The following is a 22,249-nucleotide window of genomic DNA, read 5'->3' on the forward strand; positions in this document are numbered from 1 at the left end:
CCTGCCCCCTCCCTCTTTCCACTGCCCACCCAAAGATAAGTCATGAAATTTAGATGAATTGAAAAGTTACACCTACTTCTCATGAGTATTTATTGCAAAATATGAAATAGTACCATCTGGAGAGTAATTTGTGGTATTGAACGCCCCTATTCTCAAGTCTAATGAGCAGCAAGTGCTGGACGAAAAAAGTCAAAAGTTAAGTAGTTTTGTGCCAAGACACATTGGCCCTAACTCCGATGATATCCAGCTTATGCTTAAGGTTTTGGGGTTTCCTAGCCTGGATGCTCTAATCAACCAAACAGTCCCGCAGGCAATTCGGCTGAAGCAACCGTTAAAGTTACCAGAAGCTGAAAGTGAGTATGCAGCACAGACATCATTAAAAGAAGTTGCTGCCAAAAATCAGGTTTTCCGTTCATACATCGGTATGGGATATTACGACACTATTACCCCACCTGTGATTGGGCGTAATATCCTAGAAAACCCCGGTTGGTATACTGCCTACACTCCTTATCAGCCAGAAATTGCCCAAGGGCGACTAGAAGCATTGCTAAATTTCCAAACCCTAATTATCGACTTAACAGGTTTGGAAATCGCTAATGCTTCCTTACTTGATGAAGCCACAGCAGCAGCTGAAGCGATGAGCCTAAGCTATGGTGTTTGTAAAAATCAGGCAAATGCCTATTTCGTCTCTGGTGACTGTCATCCCCAAACTATCGACGTGTTGCAAACACGCGCTAAACCATTAGGGATTAAGATTGTTGTTGGCGATCATCAAACATTTGATTTTGATCAACCAATTTTTGGGGCTGTTCTGCAATACCCCGCTAGTGATGGGACTATTTACGACTACCGCGCTTTTATAGAAAAAGCCCATGCTAAGGGTGCATTGGTGACGGTAGCAGCAGATCCTTTAAGTTTAACTTTGCTGACCCCTCCTGGGGAATTTGGCGCTGATATTGCTGTGGGTAGCACTCAGAGGTTCGGTATTCCATTGGGGTTTGGGGGGCCTCACGCGGCATACTTTGCTACGAAGGAAGAGTATAAGCGGCTGGTTCCAGGGCGAATTGTGGGAGTCTCAAAAGATGCTCAAGGTAAGCCTGCATTGCGTCTTGCCTTGCAAACTCGCGAACAGCACATCCGCCGTGAAAAAGCTACTAGTAATATTTGTACAGCACAGGTGCTACTGGCGGTAATGGCGAGTATGTACGCCGTCTATCATGGCCCAGATGGACTGAAACAAATTGCTGAAACCATCCACTCATTAACGGTGTTGTTGGCACAAGGACTGAAGCGTTTGGGTTACAAGGTTGTTTCCGAATCTTTCTTTGATACGCTGCGAGTAGAATTGGGAACACACAATTTAAAAAATATTCTGACAACTGCTGAACAACTTCAAATTAACCTGCGGGTTTTTGATACAACTGCTGTTGGTATCTCACTGGATGAAACCACTACACCAGAAGACTTAATTGACCTCTGGCATATTTTCGCTGGTACAGATGATTTACCTTTTACCCTAGAAGAATTAACTTCTCCCTCTGTTCCCCATCTCTCCCTGTGCCGCACAAGTAGATATCTCACCCACCCAGTTTTTAACCGCTATCACTCAGAAACTGAGTTGTTGCGCTATTTGCACAAGCTAGAAAGCAAGGATTTGTCGCTAACAACATCAATGATTCCTTTGGGGTCATGCACAATGAAGTTGAATGCGACAGCTGAGATGATTCCGGTAAGTTGGGAAGAATTTGGCAAGATTCACCCGTTTGCACCTGTGTCGCAAACACAGGGTTATCAAATGTTGTTTGAGCAACTTGAGGCATGGTTAGCTGAAATTACCGGGTTTGCTGGTATTTCTCTACAACCAAATGCTGGTTCTCAGGGTGAATACACGGGACTTTTAGTAATTCGCCAGTATCACGAAAGCCGGGGTGAAGCACACCGTAATGTTTGTTTGATTCCCACTTCGGCACATGGGACAAATCCAGCCAGTGCGGTGATGTGCGGGATGAAGGTGGTGGCAGTTGCCTGTGACTCACAAGGTAATATTGACGTTGATGACCTGAAGAGTAAGGCAGAAAAACACAGTAATGAACTAGCCGCCTTAATGGTGACATATCCCTCAACTCATGGTGTTTTTGAGGAGCCAATTCAGGAAATCTGCGCTGTTGTCCATAGTCACGGTGGGCAAGTTTACATGGATGGGGCAAATATGAACGCTCAAGTAGGGATTTGCCGTCCTGGAGATATTGGCGCGGATGTCTGCCATTTAAACTTGCATAAAACCTTCTGTATTCCTCATGGTGGCGGTGGCCCTGGTATGGGGCCCATTGGGATAGCCTCTCATCTTGTGCCTTTTCTCCCTGGACATCCTGTGGTAGGGACTGGGGAAGAAATTTCTAATTCCCAACGTATTGGTGCTGTGGCGGCTGCACCTTGGGGTAGTGCTAGTATCTTGGTGATTTCTTGGATGTACATTGCCATGATGGGCGCAGATGGTTTAACCGAAGCAACTAAGGTGGCGATTCTCAATGCTAACTACATCGCTAAGAGACTGGAATCGTACTATCCGGTTTTGTATCAGGGGAAAAATGGTCTAGTTGCCCATGAATGTATTTTAGATTTACGATCGCTCAAAAAATCAGCTGCGATCGAAATTGATGATGTTGCCAAGCGTCTTATAGACTACGGTTTCCATGCGCCGACTGTCTCCTGGCCTGTAGGGGGTACAATCATGGTGGAACCTACAGAAAGTGAATCTAAACAAGAGTTAGATCGTTTTTGTGATGCGTTGATTTCTATTCGCCAAGAAATCGCCGAAATAGAATCAGGTAAGGTGGATGCTCAAGATAATGTTTTGAAGAACGCACCCCATACTGCTGAAAGTCTCATCACCAGCGAATGGCATCATCCCTATTCTCGTGAACAAGCTGCTTATCCTGCGCCTTGGACTCGTGAGTATAAATTCTGGCCGGCTGTTGGTCGCATTGATGCAGCCTTTGGTGATAGGAATTTTGTTTGTTCTTGTTTGCCAATGGATGCTTATTAAAATTAAGTGAGGAGTTAGGAGACGCGATTAATTGCGTCTGTACAAGAGTTAGGAGTTTTAATTCCTAACTCTTCTAATTCTTCTCGTAAAGATAAAGGCTGATACCCCAATGCGAATGCTTTGGAACTATCCAAAGAAACATCTGCTGGTCTAGGCGCTGCCATTTTCACATCTTGTTGACGGCAGGATTTAAGACCGATGGCGGGAAGTTGAAATACCTCAACTAATATTTTTCCAAAATCATAACGTGAAATTCGCTCTTTTCCACCTAAATGAATGATGCCGTTAACTTTTTCCAATGCTAATAAAAGTCCTTTGGCGGCAGTTGTTCCACTCACTGGAGTGCGAAATTCATCAATAAATAAATTTAGTTCTTTTTCTGCTTGTAAAGTCTCAATAAATGGCTGAATAAAGCTGTTTGCTGTGGGTGTTTCTGCACCAAACATTAACGGCATCCGACACACTGCTGTCATGGGATATCTTTCTAGCATACCTACTTCTGCCATGACTTTTTGCTCACCGTAAAGATTCACAGGGCACACGGCATCTGTTTCTCTATATGGAGCATTTAAACCATCAAAAACCAAATCGGTTGAGGTAAAAGCACAAGGAATAGAATCATCCGCGCAAAGTCCGGCAATATTGCAGGATGCTATAACGTTAATTGCGTGCGATTCTTCAGGGTGGGTTTGACAAAAATTTGGTTTTGATTGTGCGGCAGTATGAACCACTGCTGTTGGTTTTATATGACTAAAGATGCGCTGCAATTCCTGAAAATTTGTTAAGTTTGCTTTTAACATTTTTATGCCAGGAATCTCTAAAGGATGGGATAAATAAGTACCATAAATCTCCCATTCTTGTTTTGCAAGCTTGCAAATATGCCATCCTAAAAAACCACTTGCTCCGGTGATTAACAATTTTTTCATGTCTAATCGTAAACCGCTCAAGAAAAAATCTTTGTTATAGCAAGCTTCTATTTTACACTGAATGGTGGTTATAAAATCCTATTGCACTAATTCCTGAAACTGCTTTTCACTACGCACTTTTCTAAAGTCTGGGTCAGTTTTTGCTAACTTCTTGTATTTATCAGGAACAAACTGGATTGCTTTATCTAGGTTCTCAATTGCTAATTCGAGATTGTTTTGTAAAGCATAAGAGCAAGCTTTATTGTAATATGCTTGGTGCAAATCCGGCTTTATGGCGATCGCTTTATTATAAGACGCGATCGCATCTTGGTAGCGATGGAGTTTTGTTAGAGCAATGCCTCGGTTAATTAAGGCTTCATATTTGCCGGGTTGAATGGCGATCGCTTTGTCGTAAGATGCTATCGCGTCTTGGTAGCGTTGCAACGATGTTAAGGCTATGCCACGATTATACCAGGCTTCATCTTTGTTGGGTTGGATAGCGATCGCTTGGTCGTAAGATGCGATCGCGTCTTGGTAACGTTGCAACGATGTTAAAGCTATGCCACGGTTAATCCAAGCTTCAGGACTTTCAACTTTGATGGCGATCGCTTTGTCATAAGCTTTTATTGCATCTTCGTAACGGTGTCCATCTAATAAATTATTCCCTTGATGAAAGAAATCTTCTACTTTTTGAGTAGCCTTCGCTTCTATAAAAAGCTGGGTTACATTACTTTCTTGCACAACTTTTGTAGTATTTTCTGTTGATGAGTTTGCCCCACCACTACAACCAAATGCGAAGAAACCTATCAAGCTAGATGCAACCAAGCAGTGCCGAAAAACCATGCTGTACCTACAAAACTTATAAGATAATGTTAAAGACTGTTTGTTTTCTGAGTATTATCAAAATACACTACTTTTTACCCATTAATTTCCTTATATTCTAAGAAATAGCTTTGTTGATAATGCATATAAGCTAGTTAAGCTCAAGTGTATGTTACATTATCATATTAAATACACATAAAGCAATTATTTAGGGTCTGTTTCACTCAAAAAACAATCATTTGTGTTGCTATCGCAATCTGTGTAGGAGTTACGAACAAAAAGATCCCCGACTTGTTGAATTAAGTCGGGGATCTAAGCCTTTCGGTGTAAAGCGAATCAAATAGGATTACTATATTTACGTTGCGTAGGCGTAGCCCGTTGTAGACATCGCATTTTTGTGGTATTATTAATAACAGTGTGATCTTATTAGTACAGCACAGTGTAAATCAAGCTACCATCTCAATTAACAAGACTTAAGGCTTAAGCTCAAATTGCTACTAATATAAGCGTTTCAAATTATCTTAGTCCCATTCAATTCTGAAACTTTATTAAGACTCTAACTTTAATATAAACAGATTTTTACATAACATTTACTTTCTTAAAGTTTAATTTAAATCAGTTTTGATGCAGCGACTAATAAGAGTAGTTTCATTCTACAAAGCCTTAATATTAAGATAGGTTATATAAAGATTTATAACTAATTTCCAAAATCTTGGAACTAAGTATAATAATTTAATTAATTATTCCTAATAAATGAAATTAGTTAAAACTCTGCGTTGCTTTGCGTTTACATTGCGCTCGTCTGCATTGAAAAACGTGACAATTTTACGCACACAAAGCTGTAGTAAGACTAAATTTCAAATAAGAGCATTGTTGCAAATGGCATTTAAAGGATCGTAACTATGAAAACCTTTTTTGCATTAGCACTAACCCTATCAGCGCTTCCTATATCTATTTCTGCATCAATTAATCCTGCGATCGCACAATCAACTCCTGTTGAACCTACTGTTTCAATACGAGCATTTAATTTTCCTACCTTCTATGTTCGTCATCGCAATTTCCTTGGCGAAATTAGCCCCATTTCAAGTTCTTTAGACAGAGCAGACGCAAGATTTACAGTTAGATCGGGGTTAGCGTCTTCTAACTGTGTTTCATTTGAATCCTCAAATTTTCCAGGATACTACTTAAGACATCAGAATTTTACAATTGTATTAGCTCTTAATGACAATACTACGCTGTTCAAAAATGATGCAACGTTTTGTATAAAACCAGGTTTAGCAAGTTTAACAAACGTTTCTTTTCAGTCATATAATTTCCCTACTTACTATATACGCCACAAAAACTTTAAGCTATATATTGACCCGTATAGCACTGATAGTGTGTTTTTCAACGATGCCACTTTTACACTAGTAGCACCGTTCATTCCCTAGCCAGGGTAGCTATAGACGTAGAAAATAGCAGCATCCTCAGCCAGTAATTGTGGTAAATATCGTCTCAAAGCATACGTCTGTTTTTAACTTTTGCAAAAACAGATGTATGCTTTGGTGATAATATACTCTGGCTGTGCAAGCTTAACTAATTCCAAACACCGACTCGACAGTTGACTTAATCGAATCTCTTGCATCCTTCAAAGTTTGGCTAATGGGATGTTTTGCCTGCAAAAATGCGCGGGCACAATTGCGTCCTGGCATTCCCGAAATGGAACCACCTGGATGAGTCCCTGCACCAGTCAAAAATAGATTATCAATTGGCGTTTTGTAGTTGGCTATTTCTGGTAAGGGACGGAAAAATATCATCTGATCCAGGGTCATGTCAACATGGTAATAATTCCCTTTGTACGCACCTAATCTTTCTCCTAGTTCTGCTGGACTTTCTACACGACGAGCGATAGTTGCATCTTTGACATTTGGTGCATAGTCTGCCAACTTATCAACCACTTTATCTGCAACTTTGTTTTTCAATTCATCTGTCCAACCAGTCCCTTTTAAACCAGTACCTTCTGCACCGGCAATTTGATAAGGAGCAAAAAACTCAATCCATACGGTGTGCTTACCTGGTGGTGCTAATGTGGGATCTAAGTAGCTAGGCATCACCACATACATTGATGGGTCAGCATCAGGAATTTCTCCCAAGGTACATTTACTATGAGCCTGTTCGACATGAGCCACGGAATCGGCAATCAAGATAGAACCAACGAGATATTCGTCTTTATGAGCGTGGTATGGAAAGCGCAGTGGTTCGTCCAAAGCTAAGTCTATCTTGAGGATAGTTTCGTTGTTGTTAACGATGCGGCGTTCTAATCTTTCCCATAAATCTGGGTCGGCTCCATCGATATCACTTTTATCAGTCATTTGTAAAAATAACCGCTTGGCATCGATATTAGAAATAACCCCGTATTTAGCGCGATATTCTTTACCGCCAGCCACTCGGACACCAACGGCTTTTCCATCATCAATTAAAACTTTTTCAACATGCTGGTCTGTGAGAATAACGCCACCTTTGCTTGTGACTAAATTCACCAAAGCTTGCACAAGTGCGCCAGTTCCGCCGCGTGGTCTGGCCATTCCTGGGTTGTGACGCATCGCCATCATAATTGCACCAATGGCAAGAGTTTTTTGCGATGGCGGCGCACCAAGTTCTGCTGCAAGTCTGGCTAATGGCGCTTTTAAAAATTCCTCATCAAACCACTCGTTAAGTAAATCCTCGGCACTGGTTAGCATGGTGCGAATAAAGTCCAGCGTTTTGTTTGGCGAACCAATAACCGAAAATAAATCTTTGAATTTTTTGATATCGTAGTTGCCAACAATATCTATAATTGACTTTGGCGGTGCATTAAACATCGGAATCATTGCACCGATCGCTCGTTGCCAATAATCTACAAATTCTGCGTATTTTTTAGCATCACGTTCATTATAACGAGCGATTTCTGCACAAGTTTTTTCTAGCGATTTATGTGCTAAGAAATACTTACCATCAGGATGAGGACAGAAAACAACTGGATCGCACTCCAAATAATGCAAGCCGTATTTTTCTAGTTCTAATTCTTCAACTACTGGCCCTAAGTGAATAAATTCATGGTCAATAGCACACAAGTTAAATTTAAATCCAGGAGCCTCTTGTGGTAAACATTCTTCAGTTGTTGCTGCACCACCTGGAACAGAACGCTTTTCTAGTAACAGGACGCTATAACCAGCTTTCAGCAAATAAGCTGCACAAACTAACCCATTGTGTCCAGCACCAATTAGCACAACATCATACTCTTGCATAGTTTAAATTTAGAAATAAGTAGCTTTCTAAATAGTAGAAACATTTTACTACTTTTACATCATCCTTCAGTAGCAAAAATTATTTTTAACTACTGCCTATATTACTAAGGAGATAATATTTCTGATGATGGTATTTGCCTCATTTGAGTTTCTACGAGAAGCACTAAACTACCAGTTTCTACTTTTATATCTTTAATATGAAACACCATATCTTCCCATTTAAAATATGGTATATTCATCCATTCTTTGGCTTTTTGCATTAAAGCTGTAACTACTTCGATGGAAATTCCCCCTCCCTCAGTACAGTTAAAACTCTCTAGCATCGCAGGTTGTGAACTAGTGCGTGGGCGGGCGATCGCAGTGTAAGCCAAAGGGCGAGTATTTCCCTTTTCCTTTAACAGCACTCTTCCTCTACATTCTATTTTGCCATCACCAGGTAAAAATATTTCAATTTTTTGCGCCTCAAAACTCACAATTCTACCATCTACATCCAAATCAAAATCTTGCATCTTGCTGCGAACAAAGTCTGATGCCAAGGTGCGGTTCATATCTACTTCTGCGAGTATAATCCGAGCAATGGCATTTACTGGCTTATTGAGTTCTATTTGACCAAAAATAGCACTTAAAGGATTGATATTAATACTTTCTGTTTGCAGTTTTATTTCTTGTACGCGAATATCTTCTTGGATTACTAATCCTTTTCCTGCAACCGTAACTCCATCCGCCTCACCCTGAACTATTTTCAACAGATCGGTTTGTACATCTATTTCAATTTTTTCTACGTCATCTAGCTTTTCAGATATTCTTCTTTCAGCTTCTTGCGATAGAAATTGTTCTTCCAACCGATGCTCATCAGGCATAAATTAATGATCTCCTAAATATCCTCTACTATTTACTGTAAAGGCTAGATCCTAATGAGCGGATCTATATTGTGGTATATGCAAATTGGCTGATTGAGTAATCAAGTAGAAAGTATTGTTTGTCTTTTAAGTTTTGCTTTTTTGGTAACAACCATTTTTACACCACCGCTAGGGACAATTGTAATACCACGACGGACTGGATGTACTGGACGTTTATCAGTAAGGCTTAGTTCAAAATGAGATAATATTATGGCTGTTACTAATTTTAGTTCATACATAGAAAATGCCGCACCAATGCAACCACGATAACCCCCACCAAAGGGTAAATATTCATAAGGCGAAAACTTTTGGTTGAGGAATCTTTCTGGACGAAACTGTTCTGGTTCTGTGTAAGTCTCACTTCGGCGATGTGCTAAATAAATACAAGGAACTAAAATTGTTTCTGAGGTAAATTTATGCTCCATAATTTCTACTTTATCTTTTACCATTCGCGGTGTGCAAATTAAAGCAATAGGATGAATTCGCAGTGTTTCTTGACAGACGGCGGTAAGATAAGGTAATTGTGTGATTGCTTCAGGATTTGTGAGATCGTCCAAGGTATTTAGTTCTTGGATGAGCCGATGTTTCACATTTAAATGAGAGTGAATTAAATAAAATACCCAGGCTAATACGCCAGATGTAGTTTCGTAACCCAACAGCAATAATGAGACTAGTTGATCGCGTAATTCTTCATCTGTCATTTGTTGTCCATTTACGTCACGCGCTGACATTAGCATACTGAGAATATCTGTACGCATAGCAGTATTTTGCAAACGTCTTTCAGAAATTTCTGCATAGATGAGTTTATCAATTTGCTCTCGTCTTTTTAAGAAAGCTCCCCAAGGACTCCATGCACCTAAATCTTGTTGCAGCAAAGGAAAGAAAAACAAGCTAGAATACCAAGGCTTAGTTACATCTTCTAATAAAGAACTTAATTTCTCTTTTAATTCTTGGTAACGCACACCATGAGTAATTCCAAATACCACTTGCAAGATAATTTCTAAAGTTATATTTGACATTAAGTTGTGTATACAAATATTTGTACATAATGTCCAATTTTGTGTAGCTTCTTCAGTTATTTGACAAATTGCTTGTCCATAAGATTTTAAATTATCGCCATGAAATGCTGGTAATAATAACTGCCTTTGTTGTTGGTGCGATCGCGCTTCTTGAAATACAATGGATTTTTCTCCAAACAAGGGTTTAAACACATGGGTTGCTTTCTTAAAATCTAACTTTTGTGCAGGGATGGCAAAACAATCACTAATTGCTTGGGGATGGCTAAAAAATACTATCGGTGGCGACTTTAAACCCATTACCTGTACTGTGAAAATATCACCATACTTAGCAGCATTATTTTCTAAAAACTTTGTTGGTTCCGCAATTAATTGCAGAGTTTGTAGCAACGCTGGTGTGCGTAAGTTATCAAATAGTTTCATCGTTTCTTCGATAGTTTTAGGATTTAAAAAAATGCAAATAATTCAATCCGCTTGGGTTAAGGCTTAATTCTCTCTAACACTCCTTAAAAAAGATGCAATTAGAGCAAGATTTTTTAATATTTTGAGAGGATCGCCGAGAATTAATCACTATTAATTTTTACAAAGTTAATCATAATATTTTTTCCGAATTTTTAAAGCCATTTATAAAAAAAATTACTCAAATATTTTAAAATAACCCATTAGAATTACATCCTTTGGTGATGTTAAAATGTCTTCTATTAGTGTATAGTAACAGCCTTAAAAATAATTCTTTTTACAGTTGTAATATATCAAAATCCATCATGACCCTCCTTAAAAAAGGGCTATGAGGGATTGTTTAAAAGCACTGAAAATCTATCTAAATGTAGAGATGATTGAAGGTTTGCTGAATGCACCCATTAGACCTCTTGCAAAAGTACTTTTTGCAAGAGGGGAAAAAGGGGTTCATGTTAAAGGGGAAGGGGATAATACAGAACCTTTTCCCCTTACCCTTTTCCCGACTTATGCAAGAAGTCTATTAAGCCTCACAGCATCAAACAGTGGTTGTCTGTAAAACGGGAGATTTGACCTGACGTTGACTGGTGACAATCATCTGGATGGGACGATTTGGGCCTGTGACTAAACCACGGCGCTTAGGTCGCACTTCACCATTGTCAACTAGTTCTAATTCTCGACTGGAAAGGATTTTAGCAAGTGCTAGCTTCATTTCCAACTGGGCAAATGCTAAACCAATACACCGCCTTGCACCACCTCCAAAAGGCAAGTATTCATAAAGAGAAAATTGCCGTTCTAAAAAGCGTTCTGGTTTAAACTGCTTAGGTTCCGGGTATAAATCTTCTCGTTGGTGGGTCAAGTAAATTGAACCAATAACACCTGTACCTGGTTTAAGTTCGTAGCCACCCAAAGATATAGGTGTTCTAACTACTCTGGCAAAGGTTAGCATTGCGACTGGGTAAATTCGCAAGGTTTCGGAACAAACAGCATTGAGGTAGGGTAATTTAAAAATGGCGCTAGGGTCAGGGCTATAACCCAGGCTATCTAGTTCTTGGAGTAACTTTTGGCGTACTGATGGGATTTTGTGAATCCAGTAAAATGCCCATGCGATCGCTGTTGCTGTAGTTTCGTGTCCTGCTATCAACAGAGTCATTAATTCATCGCGTAACTCTTCATCAGTCATTGGTTGACCTGCTTCATCCTTAGCTGCCATGAGTAAGCTATGGTAATCACAGAACGCTTACCAAGTAAAGATTCAAAGACTAGATTTGTATCACCAGATGCTTCTAACGCTTTGGTATCGTTGGTTAAAATCTGCTGTAGCACTTCAGGGTTACTGACAAATATCAATGGCGGAGATTTACTTTCTAACCTGATGGTGAACATGTCCCCATATCTTTCGGCACAAGTTTCCATAAATGACATGGGGCTGGTAATCCAGCGTAGCATCTGTAAAACTGCTGGGCTTTGCGGGCCATTTGGTAATTTCATAAAATTCTTTTGTTAATTTATATCTTGTTCTTACTTTAACTAACTGAAACTCATGAATTTTTGTTGATTCAAGTTACTTATACTGTGATTGCGAAAAAGCAATAAACTGTTACAACCTCAAAGATGTAAAATTTTTGTTAAATTCAACGAGCATCTACAGTTTTATCTAATCGTCACAAGGTACTCAGCATGACTGCAATTTCCCCAAAGGCATCTTCAGCGCTTCCCGATTTTTCTGAAGGAATTCAATATTTTGGTGAAGCTTTACCAGATTTTGAAACTTATGGTGCAACACCTGCTATAGAATCGGGCAAAGTAGCGATCGCATCTCCCACAGAACCGAATGCTGTATATCAAACTTTACTTGCTGCTGATGCCTTACGCTACCTAACTTTGCAAGTTACTGCTAGTAAAGCTTCTGGGCATCCCGGCGGATTCGCCAGCCAAGCGGAAGCTTACGCATCTCTTGTCATGCTGGGATACAAAAACATTATTACCGAAGTCGGACACCACGCCCCCGGATTTTATAGTGCCATGTTCTTGGATCGATCGCTAGAGGATATGGAAATTTTTACAGTTCAAGAATTGCGCGATCGCTTCCGAGAAAAGCACGGATTATTAGGACACCTTTCTGGTTACATTCCTGGTATTCTTGCACCGGCTGGCCCTTTGGGACAAGGACAACACTTTGCAATGGCGGCTGCACTGTTGCACAAAGATAAATTATTCCCCTTTACAGTGGGTGATGGTGGATTGGGTGAGCCTTATATTGTAAGTGCGATCGCGCATTTCCATACAGCTTATCCTGCTGTCACCAACTTCTTACCGGTGTTGGTGTGGAACGGTTACAGCCAAGAACATCACAGCATGGTTTCCCTGAAAACCAACCCAGAGATGCAAGCATATTGGCAAGGTAACGGTTTTGATGAAGTGGTGTTAGTGGATGCCAAAGATTTCGACGATCAAAATCAACCAGGGGATTACGTTGATAGTACCGCCTTTTCCTTTGAGAAACGCCTAGAATTTACTCAAGCAGTACTTTCGGGTGTAGATAAAGCAGCGCGATCGGCATTGGGTGGTAAACTTACCGTCTTCATTATTAAACAACTCAAAGGTGCAGGAGTCCACGCGCGGGGTTCAAAGTCTCACAACCTGTATCCTAAAGATACGCTGGATGCGCCTCATATTGTTAGTGCATTGCAAACCCGTGCTTTATCTGCGGAAGCTTGGCAATTAGTCAGAACAAATGCCGAACGCGCAGGCGGTGGCCCAGCAGCGAAAACTGTAGTAACAGAATTTGAATTTCCATTACCAGATTTAGGCGAATTACCTTTAGAAGAATATGCCGTTGGTGGTGAAGCAAAAGTTTCCACAACCGCAATGGGACGATTGGTAGGAATAGTAGGAAATAAAGATCAGAATTTCCTCGTCACCAATGCTGATGGTAATGAAGCATCTGGAATTGCCAACATCAACCAAGAATTAAAGATTATTCACCCCACAACCGACGATTTATATAATCAAGCACCAAACGGACAAGTTTATGAACCATTGAGTGAAGATGCTTGTGCTGGTTTAGCTGCGGGTTTAGCGTTAATGGGTGCGAGAACTTTGTGGTGTTCTTATGAATCTTTTGCCATCAACGGATTACCAATTTGGCAAACTGTAACCCAATCAATGGCAGAATTGCGCCGTCAAACTCCCTCGACTATTACTTTATTCACAGCAGGCGCATTAGAACAAGGACGCAACGGTTGGACTCACCAACGTCCCGAAATTGAAGCTTACTTTGCTTCGTTGATGCGAAATGGAAATGTTTTCCCATTATTTCCGCCTGATGCTAATAGTATTCAAGCTTGTTATGATTGGGCATTGAAAACTAAGAATAAGGGAATTGTAATTACTGCAAGTAAATCGCCGTTACCAATTCGTACAACTTTAGAACAAACTCGTCAAGGGTTGCGTGATGGTGCAGTGTTATTACATGAAATCGCTGGTGATAAACAAGTTGTATTTGCTGTAATTGGTGATATGACATTAATGCCAGTATTTGAAGCTGCGGCTTTCTTAGAAACTGAAGGTATTGGTGTGAAGATAGTTTCTGTTATTAATCCTCGGCAATTGTACCGTAGTCATGATACTGCATGGGATACTTGTTCTGAACCCGAAGGCGGTTTCTTGGATGATGCGAAATTTGCCAAATTATTTGATGGCGATGCGCTAATTGCTGTTACTGGTGGTGCTGCGGCGATGCTAGAACCAATTCTGTTACGGAGTACAGCGAAGCGCGACACCTTTGCTTGGAAACGTGGCGAAACTACAGCCAGTGCAGGCGAGTTGATGGCATTTAATGGATTGACTGCTGAAGCATTGACGAAACGTGCGATCGCATTAGTGCATTAAATAATGTTACATAAATGCGGGATGATTTTATTGAATTTTCCTTTGCGTTTCATCCCTAGATTCAGCAACTCCCATTAAATAAAGCTGAAATTGTTTCTACTTTTATCGCATTTATACGTATAGAAACGCTGAAATTGCGTCGGAATGCGTATATTTGCGTTTTTTTATTGAAAAGAACTTAGCAAGCATAAAAAATGGGAGTAGATTTGCTGAAATTCTTTGACAAAAGCTGGTTTTGATGTCGCAAAAGCTGGTTTTGATGTCGCAAAAGCTAGTTTTGATGTCGCAAAAGCTAGTTTTGATGTCACAAAAGCTAGTTTTGATGTCGCAAAAGCTAGTTTTGATGTCAGAAACTTAGTTTACAAGTCGCAAAACTTGATTTTCGTAGCTAGGACGAAGGGTGATATTTTATCTACAAGCGTGGGGAATGTGGAGATTTGAGAAAAAGTGCGATCGGGTTAGTGTATTAAGATTTAGGTTATTATTGCCGGAAATACACCCATATATACGCAGATAAAGAGGCATTTTAATGGGTGTATTTGCGGTTTTCTTATTCGATATATTTTATTAAGCTACAAAACTAAAGGTTTTTTTTTAGTCGAGTTATCAACTACAAAAATTCTATATCTAAGTATGGTATCAAAAGACATTTTTATGTTCGTAGATGAAACTGGTACTGACAAAGAATCAAATCTTCTAGCAATAGCCTGCGTTACAACACATGATCCTGATTATCTAAGATCCCAATTGGAGAATCTAAAAAAGAATATTCTAAGCGATCCAATCCGCAGTAGAGTACCAAGTGTACAAAATTCTCTATTAAAAAAAGGGTTTCATTATTGTGAAGATGATACTGTTGAAGTAAAAGTTGATGTTATTAATCTAATTAGTCAATTACCATTCCAAGCTTATATTTGTTATCAAGAAAAGGAGAGTGATTTTAATCCCAGTCAGGGATATGGCTGGTACGATAAGCTTTTCGGTCGTGTTATGTTTGAGCGCCTGCGAGCAAATCGGAATGTACCTATCCATATCTGTTTTGAACAGCATGATAATCGGATTAAAAATCGTCGCGATCAATTAGAAGTAATTGTTAATCAGCAAGTTGAAGAAATTCAATTACGGGATAAAGTTAAGTTTGGGGACTATCCCAAGGTAATTAGCGCTGGTAAGGATGAACCTTGCTTAGTATTAGCAGATTATGTGGCAGCTATATTTAGAGATTACGTGGCAAGTGGAGTAAATAAATCTACTTCTTGGCAAGCACGTAACTTTGAAAGAATTCGCCCAAAAATTCGATGTATTCACAGATACGGGACAAATGAATTCTTTACACGTAAACATCCATTTCCTTAAAGGGATAAATTCATTTTTATAAATCCGCTATAGGATACCATGCTATGATGTGAATGGTTCTGGAAGCGTAACATTATGTGGGCACGAGTCGTGTCCGCTTCTGAATACCTCACAGTGTAATCATTCCTTACTCCTCCAGAACCACCCACTATGATTGAATTAGACTTCAAATCCCTAGAAAATATTGATCATATTGCAAGAGCAGTGAATTGTTTTCCATCGTTCATTAACATAGTACTTGAGCGACCTTCACTGTTTTATACCCTAAAGAAAATTCCTAAAAGGGGAAAACGTCAAAAGGGACAATACCGGATTATTTACGAAGTGGAGTCAGAACTTAATATTATTCAGAAGAATATATCTACAGCGGTTACTTCAAAACAGCAATTTCCTGAATATGTTCAAGGTTTTGTAAGCAAACGCTCGATTGCAACAAATGCCTCACTTCACTTATCTCAAAAATATGTCTTAAATCTGGATGTAAAGAACTTCTTCGATAGTATCACTCAAAAACAGGTTTCTGATGTTTTTAAAGAGCTTGGCTGTACAGAAAAAAGTGCAGAAATATTCACTAAATTATGTACTTTTAACGGACATCTAGTGCAGGGTGCTAGTACAAGTCCCGTATTAGCTAACCTGGTATGCAAGGAGCTAGATCAAGATTTTGCCGGACTAGCAAAACAATATAATTGCTCATACTCTAGATATGCTGATGATATTACCTTCTCTGGCGATCTAACACCTCGTAAAAAAGATATAGAGAAATGTTTAAACAAGTATGGATTTGAGTTAAATTCAGCAAAATGGAAACATCAACGCAGAGGTCGGTCACAATACGTAACTGGGTTAACAGTTTTTGATAATACAAAACCTCGTATACCAAAGTTCATAAAAAAACAGTTGCGGCAGATTTTGTATTATGCATCTAAGTACGGTTGGGATAACCATCAATATAAAGTTAGCAGCCATAACCATAAAAATATGTATTATGACATAAAAAGAATAGATGGACTGATTGCTTTTATGTATTCAGTAGAGCCAGATAGAGCTTTAGAATTTGACCTGCAATGGCAAAAAATTATCAAAGAAGAAGGTATAGTTGATGAAGATCAACGTGACCCTTATGCTATTTTTGCACGTCATTCTCCTGTGTAAAAAACAAGTTCAATAAAGGTTATATTGCCAAGGTTCCTGAACTTCCTGCCTGTTTCAGTCAAGTTAAAGATTAGATTAAGCAATCTTTGATGAAGACAAATGCACAGATTTCGACTTAACCAATCACCTCACAGCCAATTATAATGTACTTAAGGTTTTACATAAGGATGGAACCATGACTGACGCTCAAAATATGGTTCGCTTAAATTTAGATTTGTCACCTGAACTAAATCAAATATTAGACGAACTAGCAAATAAAATAGGCACAAGTAAAGATGATGTTCTGCGTCAGGCTATAACGTTAATGCAAATGATGGTTATAGCTAAAGAGGAAACCAAAAAATTAGGAATTCCAGAAGCTAATCAATTGATAGTCAATGAAATCATTCTCTCATCTGAACAGCAGCCAAAACCGCATCCACTAGATACATTTATGGAAAGGCTTGGCCCTTGGGAAGATGAACGTACTGCTGAGGAAATAGTCAAAGACATTTATGATAGCCGTACTATTTCTAACAATGACATTAGTCTATGACTTATTTACTTGATACCGATATTTGCATTTATTGGATTAAAGATATTAATTCAGTCAGAAATAAAGTTAGAGAAATAGGATGGAAGCAAATTTATATTTGTAGCATCACAGTTGCTGAGTTATATTTTGGTGCTTATAATTCTCAACGAGTAGTGGAAAATTTGACTCGTGCAGAAGACTTTATTCAAAACTTACCCATCATACCTTTAACTGATCCTGCTCTGAGAAAGTATGGTGAATTAAAAGCAGAACTCCGTAGAATAGGGCAAACAATTGCTGAATTTGATTTACTAATTGCTAGTGTTGCACTTGCAGAAAACTACACTTTAGTAACAAACAATACTCGCCACTACGAACGCATCAACGGATTAAAACTGGAAAACTGGACTCTGCTTTAAAACTCAACATTAGTTAGTCTCGATTATTTGGCTGTATGCCATTATAAATTAGATTATCAGCAGCGATCGCGCAATTTCTCTTCTACCGATTGGACGTACTTGTATGCTGTGGAGTGAAACAATTGCCACAGTTTCCCCATCCAATGTGACAAATTCAACTTCATATCCTTTGCCACCCTGATGTACTAAAACAACTGTACCTGTATCACCCTCTTCTAAACTATATTCTGGTACATCACTAGTCAGAATAACTCTATCAAGTTCTTGAATCATTCTTCTCTCCGTTTCAGTGGGTATGAAGTAACAAATTTAGGAATAGTTTCCCCTGTTTCAATAAACCAAGCCGAACTAATCACGGCGTTTCTGCCATCTGGTGAAAGCAGTGTACCTTCTATAGCATATCGAGTTCCAAATGGTGAATCTTCAATCTTTGTAACATCGTTAGATACTTTGGTGTGAATCAAAAGCAACCTTATCAATTCCCAATCATCGGGAATTAGCACCTGGGTTACTTAGAAGTTTGATTCGACAGGTAGGAATTACAGTTGATGAATTCCTCGAAAACAAATGAACTCAGATATAAGCATCATTATATTAGTCAGCATAACCCTATCAAGTTATTGAATCATCGCTGTTAATTTTACAGCCTTAGCTAACTATAATTTACTTAACATTTTACGTCTCAGCAATGATTACCGATAGACTAAAATTGGTAAATAAGCCTTTTATGAAATCACCACTATGCAAGTTAATAATCTTACCATTGACGAACTTAAAGCCCTGATTCGAGAAACTGTTAGAGAGACAATAGAAGAATTTCTAGCAGATCCAGATGCGAATCAAACAATCAAGGAGAATTTTAAACAAGAACTATTAGCAATTCAGAAGCGTAGAGAGGCAGGTTTTAAAGGTATTCCCGCAGCAGAAGTTATGCAAAGACTCGATTTAGGGAACGGATGAATTACTTAGTTGAGTATGAACCAGAAGCCCTAGCTGACCTAGAAAAGTTGACAAAAGCAGTCTCTGGAAGAATTGTTAACAAAATTAACTGGTTGGCTGATAATTTTGACCAAATTACACCGCAACCTCTGACGGCTGACTTATCAGGTTTTTTTAAACTGAGAGTTGGAGATTATCGAGTTATTTATGAGTTTGACCTTGATAAAAAAACTATTTTTATTGATCGAGTTGGACATAGGAGAGAAATTTACAACTGAATTCTGTACTTTATTTTTGGTCAAATATTAAAATATTGAGTTCAATCTCTAAGGATTTTCTATGGAAAAGTCACAATCTACTTCTGAGCAACATTTAAATCTTCTCACAGTAACAGACTTTGAAGATTTAATCGTCAAAATTGTTTATAAAGTGGCATCTAAATAGCATGATAGATAGAACAGATTTATCAAAAATAATTGCCAGCAAAGGCGACAACCCACTAATGCTGCTACCTGAAAATTTACAGTCGCAAGAAGATGTAGAACTTGAGCGAAAACTGCGGGAACTCAAGTTTAAACAAGAATTAAGAAAAGATTGGATTTTATTTATTGTCAGGGATGTAATAATTTTTCCTACCGCTATCCTTTTTATTTTTGCTGTCAGTGGTTATTCCCTATTTCTTCATATTCATGGGTAACTTATCTGATGACATATAGCAATTTTATCTGATTGGTGAAAATCGTAAGGCTTAGATCCCCGACTTCTTCAAAAAGTCGGGGATTTCGTGCATTATAAGTAAATATGCGTAACTAATTTTACAGAAGACGAAGCCAACTTGCTACAAGTAGACTCATCTTTATATCCACACAAATTTTGCTGGATATAAAGTAAGTATCTGATGGAAATCATCTAAAAATATGGGGCTTTTAATATTTTCTGTCGCTTTATTTGCCATTGTTGCTGTAATTATCATTAATGCTTACAACGATTTAGTTAAGTATCGCAATCGTTACAAAAATGCTTACTCTCAAATTGATGTTCAATTACAGCGCCGCTATGACTTAATTCCCAATTTGGTGGAAACTGCCAAAGGGTACATGAAACATGAACGGGAAACTCTAGAAGCAGTTATTGCGGCTCGGAATTCTGCAATTAATGCTAGCAGTCGTGCGGCACAAAATCCCGGCGATCCACAAGCGATGCAACAGTTAGGTAATGCTGAAGGGGCGCTGACGGGTGCTTTAAGTCGGTTGATGGTACTTTCAGAATCTTATCCAGAATTGAAAGCCGATCGCGCCATGACTCAGGTTATGGAAGAATTATCTTCCACTGAAAACCGGATTGCTTTTGCCCGTCAGGCTTTTAATGACGCCGTGACACTTTATAACACCAAGAGCGAATCTTTCCCCAGCAACCTTGTAGCCAATACTTTTAACTTTACTGTTGCAGAATTGCTCCCCGAAGCTACTCCAGAAATTAGAAATGCTCCACGCGTGTCTTTTTAGGTGTCTATGAATTTCTTTGAACATCAGGATCGGGCACGCCAAAATACGCAACAATTAATCGGGTTATTTTCCCTGTCGATCGCAGTCATGATTATGGCGATTTATATTGCCACTTTATTTCTGTTTCGCATGGCTCCCCGTGTTTGGTGGCATCCAGGGATATTTCTTTACGTGGCTGGGATTACAATAATTGCGATCGCAATCGGAAGCTTATATAAAATTGCCTATCTCCGTGAGGGCGGAAGCGTAATTGCCCAAGAGTTGGGGGGAAGACTCCTGCTACCAGATACAGCCGATGAACAAGGGCGACAACTATTAAATATTGTCGAGGAAATGGCGATCGCTTCTGGTATTTCCGTCCCAGAAGTTTATCTGCTTGAGAGAGAAACCGGGATTAATGCCTTCGCTGCCGGATTTACGCCCAATGATGCTGTAATTGGAGTTACCCGTGGAACTTTGCAACACCTGAACCGGGATGAACTACAAGGAGTCATCGGCCACGAATTCAGCCATATTCTCAATGGAGATATGCGGCTAAATTTGCGTTTGGTGGGATTATTGCACGGGATTTTGTTCATTTATTTAACTGGGGAATTGCTGTGGCGGATTCGTGATAGCTTCCGTTTAGGAAAGGAAGACAAAGGTTTACCTATCTGGGCTTTTGGTTTGGCATTGATGGCAATTGGCGGTATCGGATTATTCTGTGGACGCTTAATTAAAGCCGCCATCTCTCGCCAACGCGAATTTCTCGCCGATGCTTCGGCTGTACAGTTCACTCGCAACCCCAATGGACTTACCGGAGTCTTCCAAAAACTCCAAAAGATGGATTCACGCTTGATTGCGCCCGGAGCAGAAGCCGCTAGCCACATGTTTTTTGGCAACGCCCTCAACCCCTCTTTCTGGGAAAATATGTTTTCTACCCACCCACCCTTAGCAGAACGTATCCGCCGCGTTGGGGGTTTGAATGTCAGCAATTTACCAGCAGTGCCATCTCGTAATCAAGGGCGTTCCCCCTCCCAGGAATCTCTAACAATGGGCTTTGCTGGTGGTTCTGGCCCCACACCAGAACAGGTTGTAAACCAGGTAGGAAGCGTTACACCAGAGCATTTTGCCCATGCTCAAGCGTTGTTATCGCAGTTACCAGAATGTCTGCGTTTGGGTGCGCGGGAACAAGAAAGTGCAATGGCGATCGCTTTTGCGCTAGCGTTAGATACTGAAAACATCGAGATCCAACAACGTCAAATTGCTTGGTTACGTGAGGTGCAGCCTGCTGAGTTAGTAGATAAAACCCTGGAATTGACTAGCGAAATTAGCCAGTTAGATCCCAGAATTCGCTTGCCACTTGTAGATTTAGCAGTACCCGTATTGCGTCAAAATTCTGCCAAAGAATGTCAAAGGTTGTGCAAATGCCTTCACGGTTTAGTTGTAGCTACCGGAAGTTTATCACTGTGGCATTTTGTGTTGCAGTTAATTTTGTGGCATCGCCTCCAACCTAGTATAAATCCCACATCTGCGACAACTGTTGAATTTACCTCTATAGAAGAGATTTGGCCAGATAGTTTATTAGTATTGTCTGTAATTGCCCGCATTGGATACTCCCAACCCGATGCCTCCACCGAAGACATCGCCTATGCTTTTCGTTCTGGAGTTTTTCGACTTCCCAAAGCTGGAGAACAACAAAAACCAGACATGCCACTAAATTGTAATTTCACTGAGCTTAAGAAGAGTATTGATCGCCTCCGTCTTGCCAGTCCTAAACTGAAGCAGGCTATTGTTGATGCCTGCGCCCACACAGTACTTTTGGATAATAAAGTAACACAGTCAGAAGCAGATTTGCTAAGAGCGATCGCAATGACGCTAGATTGTCCCATTCCCCCATTTTTAAACCCTCAGCGTGGTGTTTCCAAACAGAAACAATCTTCTCCACAGCGAAGTTAATATAACCTTACCCCACCCTAACCCTCCCCTTATAAAGGGAAGGGAACTAGATTCGTGTTTCCCCCCTTTATAAGGGGGGATTAAGGGGGGTAATTCGATTTGTGTGTACACGGTAGTCG

Annotated in this window: 20 protein-coding genes and 1 pseudogene; 13 read left to right on the top strand and 8 right to left on the bottom strand. The window is 39.7% G+C overall.

All coding sequences use genetic code 11. From position 1 onward, the window contains the following. The first annotated feature begins 130 nt into the window (after window positions 1-130). Window positions 131-3,046 carry an aminomethyl-transferring glycine dehydrogenase gene (gcvP, locus tag RMY00_RS27190; protein WP_322650519.1) on the top strand — a complete coding sequence of 972 codons (2,916 nt, stop codon included), beginning with the start codon at window positions 131-133 and terminating at the stop codon, window positions 3,044-3,046. A gap of 14 nt (window positions 3,047-3,060) precedes the next feature. Here the strand turns inward: gcvP and RMY00_RS27195 are convergent, their stop codons facing one another. Both RMY00_RS27195 and RMY00_RS27200 read right to left on the bottom strand, forming a co-directional pair. Beyond that, window positions 3,061-3,972, bottom strand: coding sequence for an NAD(P)-dependent oxidoreductase (locus RMY00_RS27195; RefSeq protein WP_322650520.1), 912 nt, complete (start codon window positions 3,970-3,972; stop codon window positions 3,061-3,063). 78 nt (window positions 3,973-4,050) lie between these two features. Beyond that, window positions 4,051-4,794, bottom strand: coding sequence for a tetratricopeptide repeat protein (locus RMY00_RS27200; protein ID WP_322650521.1), 744 nt, complete (start codon window positions 4,792-4,794; stop codon window positions 4,051-4,053). Between the two features lie 881 nt (window positions 4,795-5,675). Between RMY00_RS27200 and RMY00_RS27205 the strand changes: the two genes are divergently transcribed. After that, the gene (locus RMY00_RS27205) at window positions 5,676-6,203 is read left to right on the top strand and encodes an AbfB domain-containing protein (RefSeq protein ID WP_322650522.1); all 528 of its coding nucleotides are present in this window, start codon (window positions 5,676-5,678) and stop codon (window positions 6,201-6,203) included. A gap of 141 nt (window positions 6,204-6,344) precedes the next feature. On the opposite strand, the gene crtO is transcribed toward RMY00_RS27205, so the two are convergent. The 4 genes and pseudogenes from crtO to RMY00_RS27225 form a co-directional block, all read right to left on the bottom strand. Beyond that, window positions 6,345-8,039, bottom strand: coding sequence for a beta-carotene ketolase CrtO (gene crtO, locus RMY00_RS27210; protein ID WP_322650523.1), 1,695 nt, complete (start codon window positions 8,037-8,039; stop codon window positions 6,345-6,347). Between the two features lie 104 nt (window positions 8,040-8,143). Continuing rightward, on the bottom strand, window positions 8,144-8,899 hold the full coding sequence (locus tag RMY00_RS27215; protein ID WP_322650524.1) for a DUF2993 domain-containing protein: 756 nt from the start codon (window positions 8,897-8,899) through the stop codon (window positions 8,144-8,146). Window positions 8,900-9,000: 101 nt separating this feature from the next. After that, a complete protein-coding gene (locus RMY00_RS27220) occupies window positions 9,001-10,377 on the bottom strand; it encodes a cytochrome P450 (protein ID WP_322650525.1) in 1,377 nt (458 codons plus the stop codon). 571 nt (window positions 10,378-10,948) lie between these two features. Next, window positions 10,949-11,901, bottom strand: a pseudogene (locus RMY00_RS27225) (cytochrome P450). 189 nt (window positions 11,902-12,090) lie between these two features. On the opposite strand from RMY00_RS27225, the gene RMY00_RS27230 reads away from it, so the two are divergent. From RMY00_RS27230 to vapC, 6 genes are all read left to right on the top strand, one after another. Continuing rightward, window positions 12,091-14,304: a phosphoketolase gene (locus RMY00_RS27230; protein ID WP_322650526.1), complete on the top strand. Its 2,214-nt coding sequence runs from the start codon at window positions 12,091-12,093 to the stop codon at window positions 14,302-14,304. Window positions 14,305-14,523: 219 nt separating this feature from the next. Next, window positions 14,524-14,745: a hypothetical protein gene (locus tag RMY00_RS27235; protein ID WP_322650527.1), complete on the top strand. Its 222-nt coding sequence runs from the start codon at window positions 14,524-14,526 to the stop codon at window positions 14,743-14,745. A gap of 192 nt (window positions 14,746-14,937) precedes the next feature. Continuing rightward, window positions 14,938-15,660: a DUF3800 domain-containing protein gene (locus RMY00_RS27240; RefSeq protein ID WP_322650528.1), complete on the top strand. Its 723-nt coding sequence runs from the start codon at window positions 14,938-14,940 to the stop codon at window positions 15,658-15,660. A 150-nt stretch (window positions 15,661-15,810) separates the two neighbouring features. Beyond that, a complete protein-coding gene (locus tag RMY00_RS27245) occupies window positions 15,811-16,815 on the top strand; it encodes a reverse transcriptase family protein (protein WP_322650529.1) in 1,005 nt (334 codons plus the stop codon). Between the two features lie 175 nt (window positions 16,816-16,990). Then, window positions 16,991-17,350, top strand: coding sequence for a hypothetical protein (locus RMY00_RS27250; protein WP_322650530.1), 360 nt, complete (start codon window positions 16,991-16,993; stop codon window positions 17,348-17,350). Next, window positions 17,347-17,748 carry a type II toxin-antitoxin system tRNA(fMet)-specific endonuclease VapC gene (vapC, locus tag RMY00_RS27255; RefSeq protein WP_322650531.1) on the top strand — a complete coding sequence of 134 codons (402 nt, stop codon included), beginning with the start codon at window positions 17,347-17,349 and terminating at the stop codon, window positions 17,746-17,748. The genes RMY00_RS27250 and vapC overlap by 4 nt, the downstream gene beginning before the upstream one ends. 48 nt (window positions 17,749-17,796) lie before the next feature. Here the strand turns inward: vapC and RMY00_RS27260 are convergent, their stop codons facing one another. Together RMY00_RS27260 and RMY00_RS27265 are read right to left on the bottom strand one after the other, a co-directional pair. Then, a complete protein-coding gene (locus RMY00_RS27260; RefSeq protein WP_322650532.1) occupies window positions 17,797-18,021 on the bottom strand; it encodes a DUF4926 domain-containing protein in 225 nt (74 codons plus the stop codon). Next, complete coding sequence (locus tag RMY00_RS27265) at window positions 18,018-18,251, bottom strand: DUF6883 domain-containing protein (protein ID WP_322650533.1); 234 nt, start codon at window positions 18,249-18,251, stop codon at window positions 18,018-18,020. Before RMY00_RS27265 ends, RMY00_RS27260 begins: the two co-directional genes overlap by 4 nt. A gap of 238 nt (window positions 18,252-18,489) precedes the next feature. On the opposite strand from RMY00_RS27265, the gene RMY00_RS27270 reads away from it, so the two are divergent. The 5 genes from RMY00_RS27270 to RMY00_RS27290 all read left to right on the top strand — a co-directional run bounded on the left by RMY00_RS27270 (window position 18,490) and on the right by RMY00_RS27290 (window position 22,130). Beyond that, a complete protein-coding gene (locus RMY00_RS27270) occupies window positions 18,490-18,708 on the top strand; it encodes a hypothetical protein (protein ID WP_322650534.1) in 219 nt (72 codons plus the stop codon). Continuing rightward, a complete protein-coding gene (locus RMY00_RS27275; RefSeq protein ID WP_322650535.1) occupies window positions 18,705-18,965 on the top strand; it encodes a type II toxin-antitoxin system RelE/ParE family toxin in 261 nt (86 codons plus the stop codon). The genes RMY00_RS27270 and RMY00_RS27275 overlap by 4 nt, the downstream gene beginning before the upstream one ends. Before the next feature lie 167 nt (window positions 18,966-19,132). Continuing rightward, complete coding sequence (locus RMY00_RS27280; RefSeq protein WP_322650536.1) at window positions 19,133-19,384, top strand: hypothetical protein; 252 nt, start codon at window positions 19,133-19,135, stop codon at window positions 19,382-19,384. 220 nt (window positions 19,385-19,604) lie between these two features. Beyond that, the gene (locus RMY00_RS27285; protein WP_322650537.1) at window positions 19,605-20,192 is read left to right on the top strand and encodes a LemA family protein; all 588 of its coding nucleotides are present in this window, start codon (window positions 19,605-19,607) and stop codon (window positions 20,190-20,192) included. Between the two features lie 6 nt (window positions 20,193-20,198). Further along, window positions 20,199-22,130 carry a M48 family metallopeptidase gene (locus RMY00_RS27290; protein WP_322650538.1) on the top strand — a complete coding sequence of 644 codons (1,932 nt, stop codon included), beginning with the start codon at window positions 20,199-20,201 and terminating at the stop codon, window positions 22,128-22,130. Window positions 22,131-22,249 lie beyond the last annotated feature (119 nt).

Source organism: Nostoc sp. ChiVER01 (genome assembly GCF_034531155.1).
Classification (GTDB): domain Bacteria; phylum Cyanobacteriota; class Cyanobacteriia; order Cyanobacteriales; family Nostocaceae; genus Nostoc.

What these genes read in the sequence shown, in the direction of transcription:
- RMY00_RS27195 (WP_322650520.1), bottom strand. Translation starts at nt 3,972, where the DNA reads ATGAAAAAATTGTTAATCACCGGAGCAAGTGGTTTTTTAGGATGGCAT.
- RMY00_RS27200 (WP_322650521.1), bottom strand. Translation starts at nt 4,794, where the DNA reads ATGGTTTTTCGGCACTGCTTGGTTGCATCTAGCTTGATAGGTTTCTTC.
- RMY00_RS27205 (WP_322650522.1), top strand. Translation starts at nt 5,676, where the DNA reads ATGAAAACCTTTTTTGCATTAGCACTAACCCTATCAGCGCTTCCTATA.
- crtO (WP_322650523.1), bottom strand. Translation starts at nt 8,039, where the DNA reads ATGCAAGAGTATGATGTTGTGCTAATTGGTGCTGGACACAATGGGTTA.
- RMY00_RS27215 (WP_322650524.1), bottom strand. Translation starts at nt 8,899, where the DNA reads ATGCCTGATGAGCATCGGTTGGAAGAACAATTTCTATCGCAAGAAGCT.
- RMY00_RS27220 (WP_322650525.1), bottom strand. Translation starts at nt 10,377, where the DNA reads ATGAAACTATTTGATAACTTACGCACACCAGCGTTGCTACAAACTCTG.
- RMY00_RS27230 (WP_322650526.1), top strand. Translation starts at nt 12,091, where the DNA reads ATGACTGCAATTTCCCCAAAGGCATCTTCAGCGCTTCCCGATTTTTCT.
- RMY00_RS27240 (WP_322650528.1), top strand. Translation starts at nt 14,938, where the DNA reads ATGGTATCAAAAGACATTTTTATGTTCGTAGATGAAACTGGTACTGAC.
- RMY00_RS27245 (WP_322650529.1), top strand. Translation starts at nt 15,811, where the DNA reads ATGATTGAATTAGACTTCAAATCCCTAGAAAATATTGATCATATTGCA.
- RMY00_RS27250 (WP_322650530.1), top strand. Translation starts at nt 16,991, where the DNA reads ATGACTGACGCTCAAAATATGGTTCGCTTAAATTTAGATTTGTCACCT.
- vapC (WP_322650531.1), top strand. Translation starts at nt 17,347, where the DNA reads ATGACTTATTTACTTGATACCGATATTTGCATTTATTGGATTAAAGAT.
- RMY00_RS27260 (WP_322650532.1), bottom strand. Translation starts at nt 18,021, where the DNA reads ATGATTCAAGAACTTGATAGAGTTATTCTGACTAGTGATGTACCAGAA.
- RMY00_RS27270 (WP_322650534.1), top strand. Translation starts at nt 18,490, where the DNA reads ATGCAAGTTAATAATCTTACCATTGACGAACTTAAAGCCCTGATTCGA.
- RMY00_RS27275 (WP_322650535.1), top strand. Translation starts at nt 18,705, where the DNA reads ATGAATTACTTAGTTGAGTATGAACCAGAAGCCCTAGCTGACCTAGAA.
- RMY00_RS27280 (WP_322650536.1), top strand. Translation starts at nt 19,133, where the DNA reads ATGATAGATAGAACAGATTTATCAAAAATAATTGCCAGCAAAGGCGAC.
- RMY00_RS27285 (WP_322650537.1), top strand. Translation starts at nt 19,605, where the DNA reads ATGGGGCTTTTAATATTTTCTGTCGCTTTATTTGCCATTGTTGCTGTA.
- RMY00_RS27290 (WP_322650538.1), top strand. Translation starts at nt 20,199, where the DNA reads ATGAATTTCTTTGAACATCAGGATCGGGCACGCCAAAATACGCAACAA.